This is a genomic window from Virgibacillus sp. GM2-2 (assembly GCF_055329585.1).
The window spans coordinates 12,471-29,560 of record NZ_JBUZWC010000010.1; the positions used below are offsets into that span (position 1 = coordinate 12,471).

Genomic DNA, 17,090 nt, shown 5'->3' on the forward strand with positions numbered 1-17,090 from the left:
ATCTGTCCAGCTCCAGTGCCTAGACACTCGAGACATAAGCAGTCCACTTCTGTGTGGTAAAAACCACCACACTGCAGCGTTCTGCTTATGCTTGTCGTGTCTTTCAAGGCACTTTCGCTTTTCTAATCTATCCCGCCTTAACGGGTAGTAAAGCCTTCACTGAATGAAGTTTCACTTTATGCAGCTTTAGATTGTGACTTACCTGCTGGTGAAGCAAATCCTACATAAATTGATGCAAATGCAATGATAAAGTGCAGTACGTTATCTGCCGGTAGAAGAACAAGACCTGCAATGTTCGTTACGAACAATCCAAGTACTGCTACTAGTAGGTAAACGATACCAAAGATTTTCGCGTACATTGCACTTTTTGCTTCGCTTCCACTCACCGCTATTGCGATTACACCTGAAAGTAGATGAACAATGTTGTGTGCAACTGTTAAATCAAAGATGTTTTCCATAGGTAAGAAAAAGCCTACAATTCCTAAGATGATAAAAATAATACCTAATACTTTTGCATACGCTCTAGCCATTTTAATTTCCTCCTTTTGATTTGTTTTTACATTTTATAATCATTGGTGATGATCGGTAGATTGATAGTTGTCATCACTCCTCTCCCAAGTTGCTTTTATATATTAATTCCCATGTTGCAGGAAATTTAATCCAGTAACTATTTCGTCATTTCTGTAGCGGTACTCGATACTTCATTCGTAGAAGTATTAAATTCTGGCTTTGGACTAATAAATGTCAGAATACTAACTAATAAAACAATCCCTATCATTAAGCTGAAGTCCCATTCTATAAGTTTTTTTAATTTGGAATCATCCTTATCCTGCTTCCTCCACGTTTTTCTAATGATTGACGCTAGAATGACGACAAGTAATACAAGGAAAATTTTAAGTAACAATACTCTGCCCCATAGCGTTTCAAAAAGTAACCAAAGATCTGGTAAAAAGATAATTGTCATTATGCTTCCTGTAATTGTGAGCGTAATAATACTAATTAGGGCATACTTTGAAAAATAAGGTAAGAATTCTTTTACAAATGCCCGATGATTTTTCCAAAAGGCAATGATAATTAGTAATCCGCCGACCCATACTGTTGCTGCAATGAGATGGACCATATCAAGTGCTGTGGTAATGAAAAGTGGCTCATAGGAAATTGCATGACCGGCCAATACTTCACCAACTAGTAAGGATATCATCCATAAACCGTCTATAATACGTGAGCGATGTAGGATGAAAAATCCCACTATTGTTATGACAAACATAAGTAACCACGCAAATCCAAACGCTGTTCCAAAAAAAAGTGATTGTAAGTCATTGATGGCAGTTACTAAACTATTAAATTGAAGGTAACCATAACCAATTAGCATGATTAATACTGAAGATCCTAATATTTTTGATCCTTTTAAATAAGACGCTTTTGCAGATGATGCCAATATGGAGGAAGCGATTCCCCAAAAGACCCAGCCTGCAAGTGCCAAAATACTAATGTAATAGAGCAAGCGAATAAGATACGTTGATGTCGGATGATCATGCTGTGTTTCTGCCTTATCTACTTGTGTAGGTGTTTTAGAAGCTGATTTCTCCTGTGTCTTAGAAATTTCTTGTGATGTTGACTTATCTTTAGTTGTAGATTCGTGATGGGAAGAAGATTGTTCTTCCTGTACTGTTTGTTCATTTGTGTCAGGTGTAGGTTGTTCCTCTTCTGTTTTTATTGGTTCAGGAATGGTTAATTTGAATTGATACGTTCCTTCTACCGGGTGTCCATCTGTTGAAACGACTTTATAGCTCACATTGTAGCTTCCTGATTCAAGCTCAGGTAATTTTAACAAAATGCTTTTTTGATCGTCACTGATCGTCTCATTTGTATTTTTAATCTGATTGCCTTGCCCATCACTGATTGTTATCGATGATAAATTAGGTGCAATCGTAGAACTGAATGAAAGTGTAATGTTATTTGGCGTTTCTTTTAGTTCACTATCCGGCTCCGGTGTTGCACTTACCAATGAGGTGTGTGCTTCAACAGGAGTCGGGATTGTCACAAAGAGAATGACTAAAAGTGACATCAGGGTATATAAGATATTTAATTTTTTTCCCATTGAAGCACCCCCTCATTAAAGCTAACGAAGTAAATGGCAATTTGGATCACTGTACAATAAAATTAATCGCAACGAATGTATTCCTACTTATTACCCAAATGATTCAAACGTAAACAGTAAAATAATTATAGGTCCTTCTAACTGTTTTTATAAAAGCCTCTTATTTGTAGTCAGTTTTTACTATAAATTTACAAAATTTGAATTGTATCATTCTATTAAATGTGCCATATTAATAGTGTATTGTGCGCAATTATGTCATATCATAATGCGTTTGTGATACAAAAATTAAATTGGAGGGTACCGATGAGAAATTCTACTGTTAAGAGGTTGTTGAATCTATTTCTTATTTTCACGCTCGTATTTATGAACTATTCTACTATTTTAGCAATACCTGTTTCAGCTGAAAGTAATGAAGTAGCAGCAGAGGATTTATTTGTTTCAGAGTATATTGAAGGCAGTTCCTACAATAAAGCAATCGAGATTTATAATGGAACTGGTTCAGAGGTAGATTTATCTAATTACCAATTAGCGTTATATAGTAATGGTGCAACGGAACCTAGTCAGGCAGTTACATTGTCAGGCACCTTACAGCATGGGGAAGTTTATGTTATTGCACATAAAAGCGCAGATCCTAGTATTTTAAATCAAGCAGATCTACAGGATTCATCAGTAGTTAATTTTAATGGTGATGATGTTGTTGTTTTGAAAAAAGGCGACATGGTACTCGATTCTTTTGGTAATATCGGAACAACGAATGATTTCGCAAAAGATGTTACACAAGTAAGAAATCCAGAAGTAACAGGACCAAATACAACGTATGACCAGGCAGAATGGACTGATTATGCAACAAATACGTTTGCGTACCTTGGTTCTCACACAATGGATGGAGTAGATCCAGGTGAACCACCTGTAGATCCTGATCCAGATGCAGAAGCATATACGATTGCGGAAGCGCGTGGATTAAGTGATGGAACAGCAGTAATCGTAGAGGGCGTTGTGACGGTTGATAATACCGCAATCAGTAACGGTGCACAATTTACAACTTACATACAAGACGAGACTGGCGGTATTAATGTATTTGCATTTGAACAAGGAGATCTACCTGACGTTAAAGAAGGGGATCTAGTAAAAGTAACTGGGGAACTAGCTTCCTATAATGGATTGAAAGAGGTTGTGCCGAGTTCAATTGAAGTTGTTGAAGAAGGACAAGCCTTACCTGATGTTCAGTCAATTTCTCTTGCTGATTTACAGGATCCAGCAGTGGCTGAGCAGTATGAAGGGGAATTAGTTCACGTTACAGGTTTTATTGAAAATATCCCAAGCTCACCAGCTGGCGGAGGATATAATATATCTCTGGTAGATGGTGATTATAATGGTACGACTTTACGTGTAATAGAGGGGTCACTTGACATTTCTTTAATTGAAGCGGATAAATGGTATGATGTTACCGCGATTGTTAGTCAATACGATTCCTATCAGTTAATTCCAACAGAACAAGCTGATATTCAATTGGCAGAAGAGCAGCCTGAGCCACCATCTGCGGCAGGAATCTATGAATCTACTGTTGAAAGTGTGACAGATGGCGATACGATCCATTTAGCTGATCCTGTTCTTGGTGGTACGAAGGTTCGTTTCTTAAATATTGATACACCAGAAACGTATACAGCACATAACGATGATCCAGCACGAGATGAAATTAATCAGAACCAAAAAGCGAAAGGCGAAGAAGCAAAAGCTTATATGAAGGAATTGCTTCAGCCTGGTGATAAAGTGTTAGTGAAAATTGGCGAAGAGCCTACTGATCAATATGGTAGATTACTAGCAGAAATTATTCGTAAGGAAGACGGCGTCAATATTAACGTTGAAATGGTTCGTCAAGGTTACGCGGTAACGTACTTTATTGCGCCATTTGACGAAGAAGTATACCCGACGTATCAAAATGCTGTAAAAGAAGCGAAGGATGCAGGACTTGGTATTTGGAATCCAGAAGACACACTTCTTGAACTTCCATTTGTTTTCCGAGCAAATGATGATCAAAAAGGATTCTCTAAATACGTTGGAAACTCCGATACAATGAAATATGTTTTACCAGAAAATTGGACAGATGTTCCAGTGGAGAATCGCGTATTTTTCTGGGATGAGAAAACAGCACAGGAGTATGGTTACACATTTGTTGGAGATGGGGATGGAAACACGGAGAATCTTCAAGTCCAATTATTAAGCATGAATGATTTACATGGAAAAATTGATCAACAATATGAACTAGACCCTGATGGCGATGGTACATTTAGCACGTATGGAAAGATGGATTATGTTGCAGGTGCAATTAAGGCACGTGAACAAACCAATCCAAATACATTAGTCGTTCATGCTGGTGATATGATTGGTGGTAGCTCACCAGTGTCTGGATTACTTCAAGATGAACCAACTGTTGAAATCATGGAGGAAATTGGTTTTGACGTTGGAACAGTAGGAAATCATGAATTTGATGAGGGCACAGACGAGTTATTACGCATGGTTAATGGTGGTGAACATCCGGAAGGTACAGAGAACTATGATGGAATGAATTTTCCACTGCTTTGTGCAAACTGTGAATACAAAGATACAGGAGATACATTCTTACCTCCATATGTTGTGAAAGAAGTAGATGGTGAAAAGATCGGATTCGTTGGCGTCATTACGCAGGAGGCTGCAGGTATGGTTATGCCGGCTGGAATTCAGGATATCCAATTTACTAATGCGACTACTGCAACGAATGAAGCTGTGGCTGATTTGCAAGCGGAAGGTGTTGAGGCAATTGTTTTACTTGCTCATATTCCTGCAGAGCAGTCAGGTGATAGTGCTACAGGACAAGCAGCTGATTTAGCAAATGAGGTTAATGATGAAGTGGACGTTATTTTTGCAGCACACAATCATATGGTAGTCGACGGTGTTGTTGATAATAAGTTAATCGTTCAGGCTTCCGAGTACGGAAAAGCATTTGCAGATGTTGATCTTGAAATTGACCGTGCAACAGGCGATATCGTATCGAAAGAGGCGGAAGTTGTTTTTGTAGATCAAAGTCAGGTTACACCTGATGCAGAAGTTACTGCTATTTTACAAAAATATGCTGAGCAAATCGCACCAATTATGAACGAAGTGATTGGCTATAATGCAACGGATCTAACTGGTGATTATTCCAACAATGGTGATCACGGATTGGGTAATCTAATTGCAGACGGTATGAAGGCAACAATGAATAGTGATTTTGCCATGATGAATGGTGGTGGAATTCGCGCTGATTTACTAGCAGGTGAAGTAACGTGGGGAGATTTGTATAACATCCAACCGTTCGGCAATACGTTAATGAAGTTTGAAATTAAGGGAGCAGATCTTTATCCGATTATTCAAGCACAATTGTCGGAAAAATATGGTCCAGACTATAGCATCAGCGGCTTTCATTATACGTGGAATCCAGAAACGACAGAGGTTGTAAGTGTAACATTACCAGACGGAACACCTGTTGATATGGATAAGACTTATACTCTAACCGTGAATAATTATATGGGCACGTCAACTGGTTCAAAGTATGCGCCGATTAGTGAATTGGGTAAAAATCCTGTAATGGGACCCACTGATTTGGATGCAACGATAGAGTTTGTGGAAAGCTTGAATACTACAGAAGCTGATCCATTTGAATATGGCCCGGAAGGACGAATTACTACTACCACTGAGTTGCCGGGTGAAGAACCACAGCCAGAGGTAATTGTGGAACCAAAGAAGAACAACGGAACTGCAACTGTTCATACAAGGGATATAGAAGCTCTTGAAAATGGTGTTCGCGTTGTGATTAATATTCAAAACGATAAGAAGCCACGTCGCTTGTTGTTAAATAAGAAACAGGTAGATATTTTGAAAGAAAAGGAAGTTACATTGGTAGTGAAAAATGATGTAACATCGAAGACTTTTGAAATGATAGAAATGCCAAGCGGTGTGATGAAGGTTAGTTTAGATTAATAGCGTTAATTTTTGTGGGATCCAGCTTTGGTGCTGGATCCTATTTTTGTTTGGAAATTTTTTTATCATGATATGCGGACACAGGATCCCTTATTTGAACAAAAAGACCACAATTTAAGGGTTTAGCGGACAGAGGATTCGCTATTTGGCAAAATGGATGCTGGTTTAGGGCAAATTGCATGAAATAGAGGATCTGGAGTCCGTCAACGTGTTGAAATTGGCTTTTTTTATGGAAATAGTGGAACCTGTGTCCGGTAAACTACTTTCCTCTGAGTTAATGGAAGTTGCATAACGCTGAATCTTGGATAATCTGAAATAAATTTGGATTACATTCAATATTTTTTAAACATTATATTCAATTATTATTGAATAATTTGTTCAATTAATGTAGAATCAAATACAACCATAATCAAATGAGGTGATTAAGTGAATGTATTAAATATGACGAATCGAAAGAGAGAAACGTATCAAATTAAGTTAGAGTATTCGTTACTGTGGGAGTGTGCACTAGGAATTGCTGCGGTTACAAATGAAAGATTGATTGATACATTAGAAAAGACGAATGATTATTGGAGTAAAGTGAAACAATCGTTATCAGCTGACATGATGGTGCAGCTTAACTATGTGCAAAAACACAACACATGGAAGGCATTACTGCAGCTTCTTCATCAAGATAGGTTTACAACTTTACCTGAATTTCTTGCCTATATGGAAAAACTTACTTCTGAAGAGATGAAATTCATTTGTATTCCTTATCTTGGAGAAGGTTACCAACAGGAACGACGAGATGCTGCAAAAGGAGATAAGTCTGCAGTCGAACAGCTAAAGAAAGCTTCAAGCGATAACCCATTTTTTCCTACATACATTGAATATATCTGTACAGTTGATTCGGGAGTGTTAAAAAATCATCTTAGCACTACGATGGAAGGTTGGTATAAAGCCGCTATTGAACCCGAGGCTGAAAAAATACAAGCGATTTTAGAAAGAGACTATCATGCTAAGAAACAAATGCTTGAAAAATTGAATTCAGAAGAACTAGTGGAGTGGGCAACGGGGGGAAGTACCTATTACCCTGAACCGAGTGTGTATCATGTGCTGCTTATTCCTCACTTTGTGTACAGGCCTTGGAACGTTGAGGCAGATATCAAAGGCACGAAAATATTTTATTATCCAGTTGCAAATGACAGTGTTTATCCAGGTGATCCATATCAGCCAAGTCAATTTTTGGTGAATAAATACAAGGCACTCGGGGACGAAGTTAGAATGAAAATCGTCAAGTATTTGGCAGAAAGTGATGTTACGTTGCAGGATCTTACGAATAAATTGGAAATGGGAAAGTCAACCATTCACCATCATTTGAAAATACTTCGCTCGGCTAAGCTTGTAGAAATTAAGGATTCTAAGTATTGTTTAAAAAAACACGCATTAGATGTTTTAGGTAAGGAATTGGAGCAGTTTTTGTATGGAGGTTAACGCTACGAAAGAATTAGATTACCCGAAGCTATCCAAAAATTATCCTGTATTCCGTTTCATGGGCGGTAACCTCATTTCATTTTTTGGTGATCAAATTTATTTGATTGCGATACCATTAATTGTTCTGGCATTGACGGGGTCTCCGTTGGCGATGGGTACGGTGGCGTTTCTGGAACGACTTCCAATTATTTTACAGCCCATTACGGGCATACTTTCCGATCGGTTGAATCGAAAAATGCTTTTGTTAATTTGTGATTTTGGTCGAGGGATACTAGTTGGCGTGATTGGGGTACTGTTTATAGTCGACCGATTGGAAATGTGGCAACTATATAGTGGAGCGTTGACAATTGGATTTTTGAGCCAAATCTATAATACGTCACAGTTTGCATCGGTACCAAGCATGGTTCGAAAACAAGATCTTCACACGGTTAATTCTATTAATACCGGTATATTTAATACAGCGGTCCTTGTGGCTCCTGGACTAGGTGGCATATTAATCAGTTTATATAACCCTGGATATGCTTTGATACTTAATGCAATAAGTTTTTTCATAGCTTTTTTTGCGGTATTAAGTATCAATATTGACTTTGTTAAGCCGATGTCAAAAAAAAGAACCTTTGTCGCGGATATTAAGGAAGGATTTCAGTATGTAATTCAAATAAAGCCAATTTTATTTACAAATTTGGCGATGCTAGCATCCGTTTTCGGAACGACGCTATTCTTAACGATGATGATTTTTTATTTGAAGGATGACATGCAGCTTGCTACAACAAAGATTGGTTGGTTATTATCTATTGGAGGTATTGGTGCCATTTTTGGAGCGTTAGCCACCAATTTGTTACGGAAAAAATTTTCGTATCGAAGAATTTTATTTCTTGCATCTTTTGCGGGTGGAGTCTCCATTATTCTTTTCAGCGTTGCACATACATATATGGCATTAGTTTTATTCAATCTTATGGGAACGGTGGCAGCTTCCATGATGAATCCGTGCATTGCTACAATTAGACAGACCTTAACGCCAGATCATTTACTAGGACGTGTAGTAGCTACAAGTCGATTTATGACTTGGCTTCTGATGCCGGTAGGAGCATTCTTGGCTGGAGTTATGGCAGTGCAAATTGGAACGGATACGACTATATTAATAGGTGGAGCAATCTCCACTCTCGCATCATTTGTTTATCTACATCCATCGTTAAGCTATAAATAGGTTGAAGAATATTTTCCCGTCACTTAGGCTAGATTAAAGATGCAAAAGGAGCGGAGAAGATGAAGGTTAAACTGAAGTGGATCTATAAAGGGAAAAAGACAGATCAAATTGAATTGGAGTCGGAATGGACAACACAGGAATCGTTGGAAAAGTTGATTCCTGATATAGAAAACACGGGCCGGGCAAAAGAAATTGTCATCATTGATGAAATGGGAAATGAATGGACGAAGAAGGAATTTACGAAACTGAAGGAAGCGATTGAACAAGAGCCGCATGATGTGGAAATATATTTTGATGGAGGGTATGATCGTAAATCAGGAAATGCTGGGCTAGGTGTTGTTATTTTTTATAAAAAAGGTAAGGTACCGTATCGATTGCGAACGAATCATTTTATTGAAATGATGGAAACGAATAACGAAGCAGAATATGCCGCGTTATTTTATGCAATTACACAACTGCAGGAATTGGATGTGCATCATTTACCATGTACATTCCGAGGTGATGCACAAGGTGTTTTGCGTCAGCTTTTAGAGGAGTGGCCATGCTACGATGAAAAGTTAAACGCTTGGTTAGATCGAATAGAAGGAAAGCTCCATGAAATGGGAGTTAAACCGTCGTATGAGGTAATTAATCGTAATGACAACAAAGAAGCGGATTGGTTGGCGGGACAAGCGCTTAAACGCGTAACGATTCATAGTACGAAGGAAATATAGCCCAGTTAATGTAAACTGGGCTTTTCCCGTTAAACGGTAAAGAGTGTCCAGATAGATAACAAAATCGACGTGATGATCATAGCAATTAGTGGCTTCAATGCTTTGGTTCTTAAGTCGCGTAGACTAACATTTAACCCTAGTCCCACCATCGCGGCAGTAAGTAACCAAGATGTTGCTGTATAAATACCGTTCATCACATTTTCGGTTACGGGAATCAATTCACCTAATACATAGCTACCAATAACACTCATCACAATGAATCCTACCAAAAACCAAGGAAATTCCACTTTTGCTTGTGAATCTTCAGTGCTTTGGTTTTTTCGTTTCATGATAAAAATAAAAATAAAGCAAAGTGGTACGAGTAAAAATACACGGCCAAGCTTGGCAAGAAGGCCAATTGCCAGTGCCTCATTACCTGCTGGTGCAGCAGCAAGTGCAACGTGTGCAAGCTCATGTAAACTAGATCCTGACCAAATTCCATATTCTACTGGAGATATAGGGAGAAGCGGTCTTAAAACAGTATAAATAAGTGCAAAAATAGTCCCCATTAAGGCGATAATTCCAACTCCGATGGCAGTATCCTCGTCTTTTGCTTTCACAATTGGCGCCACTGCTGCAATTGCTGCAGCACCACATACACCAGTACCGACTCCTAGTAATAAAGAAATTGTTTTATTAGCTTTTATAAACTTGGCAAGCCAAATCATAACGAGTATCGCAAAAGTAATTACAAGTGCATCACGAATCAGTAAGGTTAATCCATCATTAATTACGGTATCGATGTTTAGTTTTAATCCATATAGAACAATCGCAATTCGTAGTATTTTTTTGGATGAAAAGGTAATTCCTGATCGGATCACTTCAGGATAACCGAAAAATTGTCTGTAAATGATTGCAATAATAATGGCACAGGCAAGCTGGCCGACGCGGTCGAACCCAGGAACCAACGCTAACAAATAGCCAAGTAGTGCTATAAAAAATGTAAATGCAATTCCGCCTATCCAGTTTCCAAAACTTGTTTTATGTAGTGTCATCGTGTCACCTCCATTATTTATGATAATTGTTTGTTGTTTATAAGAAAAATAATTTATTATAATAGGTATGATAAGTAAATGATTATGAATAGGGTGGTATTAAGATGGATCAGCATTTACAAGTTTTTGTAACAGTTGTAGATAAACAAAATTTTTCTCGTGCAGCTGAAGAATTACATATGACCCAACCCGCAGTTAGTCAGTATATACGGACACTCGAAAATAATATTGGAACAAGACTACTCGAACGAAGCAACAAGTACGTGCGTTTAAATAAAGTAGGAGAAATTGTATACCACCACGCAAAAGAAATTTTAGGTTTATATACAAAAATGCAAACATTAGTCGACGATGTTACGAATGTTGCTAATGGTCCAATCGCTATCGGCGCTAGTTACACGTTTGGTGAATATGTTCTCCCCCATATTATTGCGAAATTACGGGCGACTTATCCAGAGATTCAACCGTCTGTAACGATTGGGAATACAACTGAAATTGCAGCTTTAGTAGATAGCTATCAACTTGATATTGGTATAGTGGAAGGGCATTTTAAAACCAAAGAACTTACGGTGGATGAATTTGCTGAAGATCAAATGGTCGTTGTAGTAGGAGCAGAGCATGAATTGGCAAAAAACTTTACTAACACAGCTGATCTTGAACGAGAAACATGGATAGTTCGTGAGGAAGGTTCCGGTACGCGTGAAGCAACCGATAATATGTTAAATCAACTAGAAGTATCTCCTACTCAAATAATGACCTTTGGGAGCACACAACCAATTAAAGAGTCCGTAGAAGCTGGCTTGGGTATTAGCCTGTTATCAAAGTGGGCAATACAAAAAGAATTAAAAAATGGTGAATTAGTTTCGTTAGATGTGGAGGGGCTGCCATTTTCAAGACAGTTTTCTATCGTCACGAAATCGATGTTCCAGACAAAAGCATTGGAAGTGTTTATTTCATTGTTGCGAAATGAGAGGATTACGGTGGAATGATGCAAGTGATGTTTAGTTTTTTTGTTTAGATTGCATTTCAGTATTTCGGTTGATGTAATTTGCGAACTAGTGAAAATTCATTTTTATAGTAACTGAACGTTGATTGCAGTTGCGGGCAGATCGGTTTGGAGCGAACATTGTGTGGCTTGAGTGAGTTAACGGACTCACGATTCCTTATTTGTGAAAAATAGGGGCATTCGTGGCAGTTTGCGGACAGATGATACCTTATTTGGCTAAAAACAGGTGAAAGGTATGCTTTTTTATCTGAATAAGACATCCTGAGTCCGTTAATCCTTAAAATTACTTCAAAAAGGTTAAATAAGGTATCCTCTGTCCGCTAAAGATTGTGTAGTACTAGTAATTGTTTTTTATCATGTTGTATACAAAACAACTATCTATTCGAATGGCAGTTAAATGAAAAATAATAAACTGCCACCTCAGAATGGTGACAGTTTATTATTTTATTCATTTGTTTGCTTTTTAGCAAATTCAACAAAATAATTCAATGAATCGGGATTACTAAGCGATCCTTGATTAACGACTTTATCTATAGGTTTACCCATTAAAATTTTCTTAACAGGAATCTCGAGCTTTTTGCCGTTTAATGTTTTGGGAAGGTCTGGAACACTATATATTCCTGTTGGAGCATGCCTTGGCGAACACTGCGTTTTAATTTGACTTTTAATAGATTGCTTAATCTCGTCGGTTAATTCTGCTCCATTCTTCATCGTTACAAACAATGGGACGTAGGAATCGCCATTTCCATCAGGTATATCGACTATCAAGCTGTCAGCAACCTCATCTACTTGATCAACTGCTCGATAAATTTCACTTGTGCCGATTCTAATTCCGCCACGATTTATCGTTGCATCAGATCGACCGTAAATAACACACGTATGCCGATCAGTGATTTTTAAATAATCACCATGTCGCCAAGTTCCTGGAAATACATCAAAGTAACTATCATGCAAGCGGCTACCATCTTCATCGTTCCAGAAATAAATTGGCATGGAAGGGAAAGGTTCAGTTAAAACAAGTTCACCTACCTCATTTATTTTGGGTTCACCGTCATCAGTAAAACTCTCGATTTTAGCGCCTAGTCCTCGACATTGTAATTCACCAGCATACACGGGTAAGATCGGTGCGCCTAATATAAATGCGGTACATACGTCAGTCCCACCGCTTGCTGATGCAATCCATAAATCTTCTTTTACATTGTCATAACACCACTGAAAGCCTTCTGGTGGAAGCGGTGAACCGGTTGAACTGATATTCGTTAAATAACGTAGATCAAATTCTTCTTTCGGGATAAAATCATCTTTCATACATGTAGTAATATAGCTTGCACTTGTTCCAAAAACAGTCATTTTCGTTTCTTCCGCTAATTTCCAAAGCATTTTTTTATCAGGATAACCTGGATTACCATCATACAGCACAATAGTACTACCTGTTAGTAACCCGCCAACAAGAAAGTTCCACATCATCCAACCAGTAGTCGTAAACCAAAAGAAACGGTCATTTTCATCAAGATCACAATGGAAAGTTAATGCTTTTAAGTGTTCCATTAAAATGCCACCTTGACTTTGGACAATAGGCTTTGGTTTACCAGTAGTTCCGGAGGAGAATAATACCCAAAGTGGATCATTAAACGGAACCCGTTCGAAGTTAAGTGTTATTTCTCTGCCTAAATTTACGGCGTGTTTCCACGTAGTAACGTTTTTTAAACAATCAAAATTGGCATTTTCATTTAGGTAGGGAATTGCGATTGTTGCATCTAACGTAGGTAACTCAGCCTGAATTTTTTCTACTACCGATAAGCGGTTGAAATCTTTTCCACTGTAGCGATATCCATCTACAGTTACCATTACCTTAGGTTCAATTTGCTTGAAACGATCAATCACGCTTTGTGTACCAAAGTCTGGCGATGCGCTTGACCAAATTGCCCCGATACTTGATGTCGCAAGAAAAGCGACTACCGATTCATAGATGTTTGCAACATATGCAACTACTCGATCTCCCTTTTTAACTCCTAAATGCTTTAAGGTTAATTGTAATGCGGCAGTATCTTGGTATAATTTATCCCATCTAACTTCTTGTGTTTCTCTAACTTCTGATGTATGAATAATTGCAGGTTTATGTCGGTTGAAATTTTTAAAAATGTGTTCAGCATAGTTAATCTCAGTACCAGTAAACCACTCTGCCCCTGGCATTTTGTGTGAGGATAGCACTTTTTCATAATCAGTTTTGGATTGGATATTGAAATACTCCCATAATGATCCCCAGAAGTCTTCCATATCATCTACAGACCATTTCCAAAGTGAATGGTAATCGTCAAATTGCTTATTTTTGTGTTTTTGCAACCAGTTCATATATTGGTAGATGTTTGATTGTTGTTTTCTTTTTTCGGTCGGTTCCCAAAGCAAGGTTCCTTCTTCTGTTTGTGCCATTGTACCCCTCCTGAATTGATCAATCATTACTCCTATTATATGAAACCGCTTACTGGGTGTAAAGCATACGGTGGTATACTAGTCTTGATTTTACTAACACGTGTGCTACTATTTTAGTAGAATAATTGAATTCCAAGGAGGAGAAGAAATGGTGGAAAAAGTTCAGAGCCCATATGTTCTGTCTGACTTTATTAAGGAAATGACAGATGTAGTTGAGTCGTATAATGAAGATGCACAACGCGTCATACACGCTGAAAAATTGGTTGGTAAATTAGTTCGGACAAAATCGTGGCTAGAGAGTGAAAAGTTAGAGGCGAACGAAAACCATTATGCACGTTATTCGTTGTATCACGATCCAAAAGATCGATTTGAAGTAATAGCACTTGTATGGAAGCCTGGACAACGAACTCCATTGCATGATCATGATGGAACATGGGGTGTAGAAGGTGTTTATGCAGGCCGTATCAAGGTTCAGAACTACTTACAAATCGAAGAGGTTTCTGAGGAAATTAGAAAGCTATATCATACAGGATCGTTAACGGTAAGTGAAGATAGCACAGCTCAGCTCCTCCCGCCAGCAGATTGCCACATTCTTGAGGCTGATGGAGATGAAACGGCGATTACCATCCATGTTTATGGAAAGCGACTGAATAGTTTTTTAATTTTTGATGCCCTAAATGAAAAAGATACATTTGCAATTCGCAAGAAGCAGATAGGTTATTCTTCTTAACCTTTTAGGGTGAAAAATATCATTGCAATCAAGTTATTATACGAAAGTGTATTTTTGGTTTAGTATAGACAGAAACGAAGGGAGAGGAGCGAATGAACTGGAAAATGTTTTTTAAACAAAAAATAAACTTTGGAAAAAAACTTGTTCGGATTCACCATACGAATGCTATTTTGTTCTTATTGCTTTCCATAAGTGGAATCATTTTGTTTTCTACTACATTCCGTTCAACCTTTCCCGGAATTCGTGTGGATGTAAAAAATATTCATATAATAATTGGAATGATTAGTATCCTCCCGTTACTCGTTTATTTACCTAAGCTAAAAAGACATTTAAAACGATTAAGACAACGTTTAAATCATCGCAACAATCTATTCTTCGTCCTTCTAATACTAATCACACTTATTATTTCTGGATTATTCCTAACCTTTCATCGAACATTTCCACCATTTATAAGTACGTTCATGTTGTTCCTGCATGATCTTGCTACATGGATTGGTGTTCCTTACATTGTTTATCACAGTGTTACCCGAAGTAAATGGTTCAAACGAATGGAAAAGAATGCTAGCGAAAAGAGGAAACTTAAACACCCAGTACCTATTGAAGATCATAATCCTGTCATCAGAAGAAGGACATTTTTACGAAAGCTTACAGGTGTATTAATTGCGATTATTTCCATCCCGTTTATTGGAAATTGGTTAAAAACATATTTTCCTTCATTAGGAGAGTTTTCTAAAGATGTAAAAGCAAATCACTTTGAACCACTACCACAACCAAAGCCTAAATCAAAGCCCCCAATTGGCGGTGGGAGAAATGGAGATTTTCGCTATTATACTGTAACAGAAATGCCTACATTAACGAATGAGAATTGGAGTTTTACGGTTGATGGACTTGTTGAGAACCCAAACACTTATCGCTGGAAAGATTTTTTGAAGCTCAGTCGAGAGGTACAGGTAAGTAATTTTCATTGTGTAACAGGTTGGAACGTATACGATATTACGTGGGAAGGGATTCCACTTAAGCAATTTATTAAAAAAGCGGGGATTAAGCCTGAGGCAAAGGTGTTGAAATTTTATTCGGCAGATGGTGTCTATACTGATACACTAACTGTGGAACAAGCAATGCTTGATGATGTTATGATTGCGATGTTAATTGACGGGGAGCTTATCAGTAAGAAAAATGGTGGACCAGTCCGATTAATTGTGCCAAAAATGTATGCGTATAAATCGGTAAAATGGCTGAACAGAATTGAGCTAATTGATCATGAGCATACTGGTTTCTGGGAACAGAGAGGGTACTCAAAAGATGCTTGGGTGAAGTAAAAGTAGGAAAAACAGTATCACTTCGTGTGATGTGATACTGTTTTTTCATTTGATTGTTTCCTAGAAGATTTTTGTTTTGTTACAAAAACAATTTAATGTGAACTTTATCAACTTAAAAAAAGAGTAGTCGCGAATCCTTCCTAGTAGCGGACACAGAAGTCTCTGAACTTATAGTACGTCAAGGACACTGCTTGGTATCGGACTGAGGATGCCTTATTCACCTTTTTTTACCTTTATTTTGAGGATTAACGGACACACGATGCCTTATTAGGCTAAAAAAGATGATTTTCAACTGTTTTTACCCAAATAAGGAATCCTGAGTCCGATAATAACCGCATTTACCCTTATTTTTCACAAATAAGGAATCGTCTGTCCGCTAGCTGACATCCTGCATACAATCATTCCGTATGCTCGAAAATGTTACTTCACTAGCCTTACCCGAAGTGGAAATCAACGTTACTATAAATATGAATTTTCACTAGCCCGCAGTTTACATCAATTGTAAATTTAAAGAGTGATAATCCTAGAAATGTAGCCATATTTTATGGTTTGTTGTTATACTCCGCAAACTTCACAAATGATTGTTCGTCTTCAACTAATCCGCAAGCACCACATTGAACCTTGTACTTTGGTCCATTATAAAGTGTGTGAAATACTTCCACATTATCTGTTGAATAATCGTTTGTAACCTCACCGGATTGTGGATCTAATTTCACAGGTCGAGCGACTTGTTCGATTAGGTTAAAACGAGAACGATTTGTTTTACAGTTCGGACATAAGTATTTTTGCATGGTAGCACCCCCTACCTTTTGTTTATAACGTCGGATATTATAAATTATGGTAGACATTATAAGAAAAACTTTGGCATTCGCTATTAAGGACGAGGCGAATGCCGAGTTTTTCTAACCTTTTGCTCGTTTATCGGCAGCACGACTTCTTTCTTGCGCCTCTTTATCTTCATGGTCAGCAAATTCTTCAATAAACTCAACATCTCTACCATCAGTTAAGTTACTCTTTGGTGTTTGTGGCATGCGATTTTTTCCTTTTGAATGGTTATGTTCATCTCTACCCATTGTTTCAC

The 17,090-nt window shown here is 37.8% G+C and carries 13 protein-coding genes; 7 read left to right on the top strand and 6 right to left on the bottom strand.

Annotated features, from left to right (window positions below):
* Nucleotides 1–176 precede the first annotated feature (176 nt).
* Nucleotides 177–530: a DUF4383 domain-containing protein gene (locus tag ACY9Z2_RS12435; protein WP_463609973.1), complete on the bottom strand. Its 354-nt coding sequence runs from the start codon at nucleotides 528–530 to the stop codon at nucleotides 177–179.
* A 137-nt stretch (nucleotides 531–667) separates the two neighbouring features.
* Nucleotides 668–2,101 (bottom strand): copper resistance CopC/CopD family protein, encoded by a 1,434-nt coding sequence (locus ACY9Z2_RS12440; RefSeq protein ID WP_463609974.1) that lies wholly within the window; start codon nucleotides 2,099–2,101, stop codon nucleotides 668–670.
* 303 nt (nucleotides 2,102–2,404) lie between these two features.
* Here ACY9Z2_RS12440 and ACY9Z2_RS12445 point away from each other — a divergent pair, with 303 nt between their 5' ends.
* The 4 genes from ACY9Z2_RS12445 to ACY9Z2_RS12460 all read left to right on the top strand — a co-directional run bounded on the left by ACY9Z2_RS12445 (nucleotide 2,405) and on the right by ACY9Z2_RS12460 (nucleotide 9,490).
* A complete protein-coding gene (locus ACY9Z2_RS12445; RefSeq protein ID WP_463609975.1) occupies nucleotides 2,405–6,097 on the top strand; it encodes a 5'-nucleotidase C-terminal domain-containing protein in 3,693 nt (1,230 codons plus the stop codon).
* A 426-nt stretch (nucleotides 6,098–6,523) separates the two neighbouring features.
* Entirely contained in the window at nucleotides 6,524–7,570 is a 1,047-nt protein-coding gene (locus tag ACY9Z2_RS12450; RefSeq protein WP_463609976.1) for an ArsR/SmtB family transcription factor, read from the top strand.
* Nucleotides 7,560–8,777, top strand: a complete 1,218-nt coding sequence (locus ACY9Z2_RS12455; protein WP_463609977.1) for an MFS transporter — start codon at nucleotides 7,560–7,562, stop codon at nucleotides 8,775–8,777. Before ACY9Z2_RS12450 ends, ACY9Z2_RS12455 begins: the two co-directional genes overlap by 11 nt.
* Before the next feature lie 59 nt (nucleotides 8,778–8,836).
* Entirely contained in the window at nucleotides 8,837–9,490 is a 654-nt protein-coding gene (locus ACY9Z2_RS12460) for a reverse transcriptase-like protein (RefSeq protein ID WP_463609978.1), read from the top strand.
* Nucleotides 9,491–9,519: 29 nt separating this feature from the next.
* Here the strand turns inward: ACY9Z2_RS12460 and ACY9Z2_RS12465 are convergent, their stop codons facing one another.
* The gene (locus tag ACY9Z2_RS12465) at nucleotides 9,520–10,524 is read right to left on the bottom strand and encodes a YeiH family protein (protein ID WP_463609979.1); all 1,005 of its coding nucleotides are present in this window, start codon (nucleotides 10,522–10,524) and stop codon (nucleotides 9,520–9,522) included.
* Between the two features lie 104 nt (nucleotides 10,525–10,628).
* Here ACY9Z2_RS12465 and ACY9Z2_RS12470 point away from each other — a divergent pair, with 104 nt between their 5' ends.
* Nucleotides 10,629–11,513 carry a LysR family transcriptional regulator gene (locus ACY9Z2_RS12470; RefSeq protein ID WP_463609980.1) on the top strand — a complete coding sequence of 295 codons (885 nt, stop codon included), beginning with the start codon at nucleotides 10,629–10,631 and terminating at the stop codon, nucleotides 11,511–11,513.
* 461 nt (nucleotides 11,514–11,974) lie between these two features.
* On the opposite strand, the gene ACY9Z2_RS12475 is transcribed toward ACY9Z2_RS12470, so the two are convergent.
* The gene (locus ACY9Z2_RS12475) at nucleotides 11,975–13,960 is read right to left on the bottom strand and encodes an acetoacetate--CoA ligase (RefSeq protein WP_463609981.1); all 1,986 of its coding nucleotides are present in this window, start codon (nucleotides 13,958–13,960) and stop codon (nucleotides 11,975–11,977) included.
* 148 nt (nucleotides 13,961–14,108) lie between these two features.
* Between ACY9Z2_RS12475 and ACY9Z2_RS12480 the strand changes: the two genes are divergently transcribed.
* Together ACY9Z2_RS12480 and ACY9Z2_RS12485 are read left to right on the top strand one after the other, a co-directional pair.
* Nucleotides 14,109–14,690 carry a cysteine dioxygenase family protein gene (locus tag ACY9Z2_RS12480; RefSeq protein WP_463609982.1) on the top strand — a complete coding sequence of 194 codons (582 nt, stop codon included), beginning with the start codon at nucleotides 14,109–14,111 and terminating at the stop codon, nucleotides 14,688–14,690.
* A 92-nt stretch (nucleotides 14,691–14,782) separates the two neighbouring features.
* A complete protein-coding gene (locus tag ACY9Z2_RS12485; protein WP_463609983.1) occupies nucleotides 14,783–16,009 on the top strand; it encodes a molybdopterin-dependent oxidoreductase in 1,227 nt (408 codons plus the stop codon).
* Nucleotides 16,010–16,551: 542 nt separating this feature from the next.
* On the opposite strand, the gene ACY9Z2_RS12490 is transcribed toward ACY9Z2_RS12485, so the two are convergent.
* Entirely contained in the window at nucleotides 16,552–16,800 is a 249-nt protein-coding gene (locus tag ACY9Z2_RS12490; RefSeq protein WP_463609984.1) for a DNA alkylation repair protein, read from the bottom strand.
* A gap of 111 nt (nucleotides 16,801–16,911) precedes the next feature.
* Nucleotides 16,912–17,082 (bottom strand): YfhD family protein, encoded by a 171-nt coding sequence (locus ACY9Z2_RS12495; protein ID WP_463609985.1) that lies wholly within the window; start codon nucleotides 17,080–17,082, stop codon nucleotides 16,912–16,914.
* Nucleotides 17,083–17,090 lie beyond the last annotated feature (8 nt).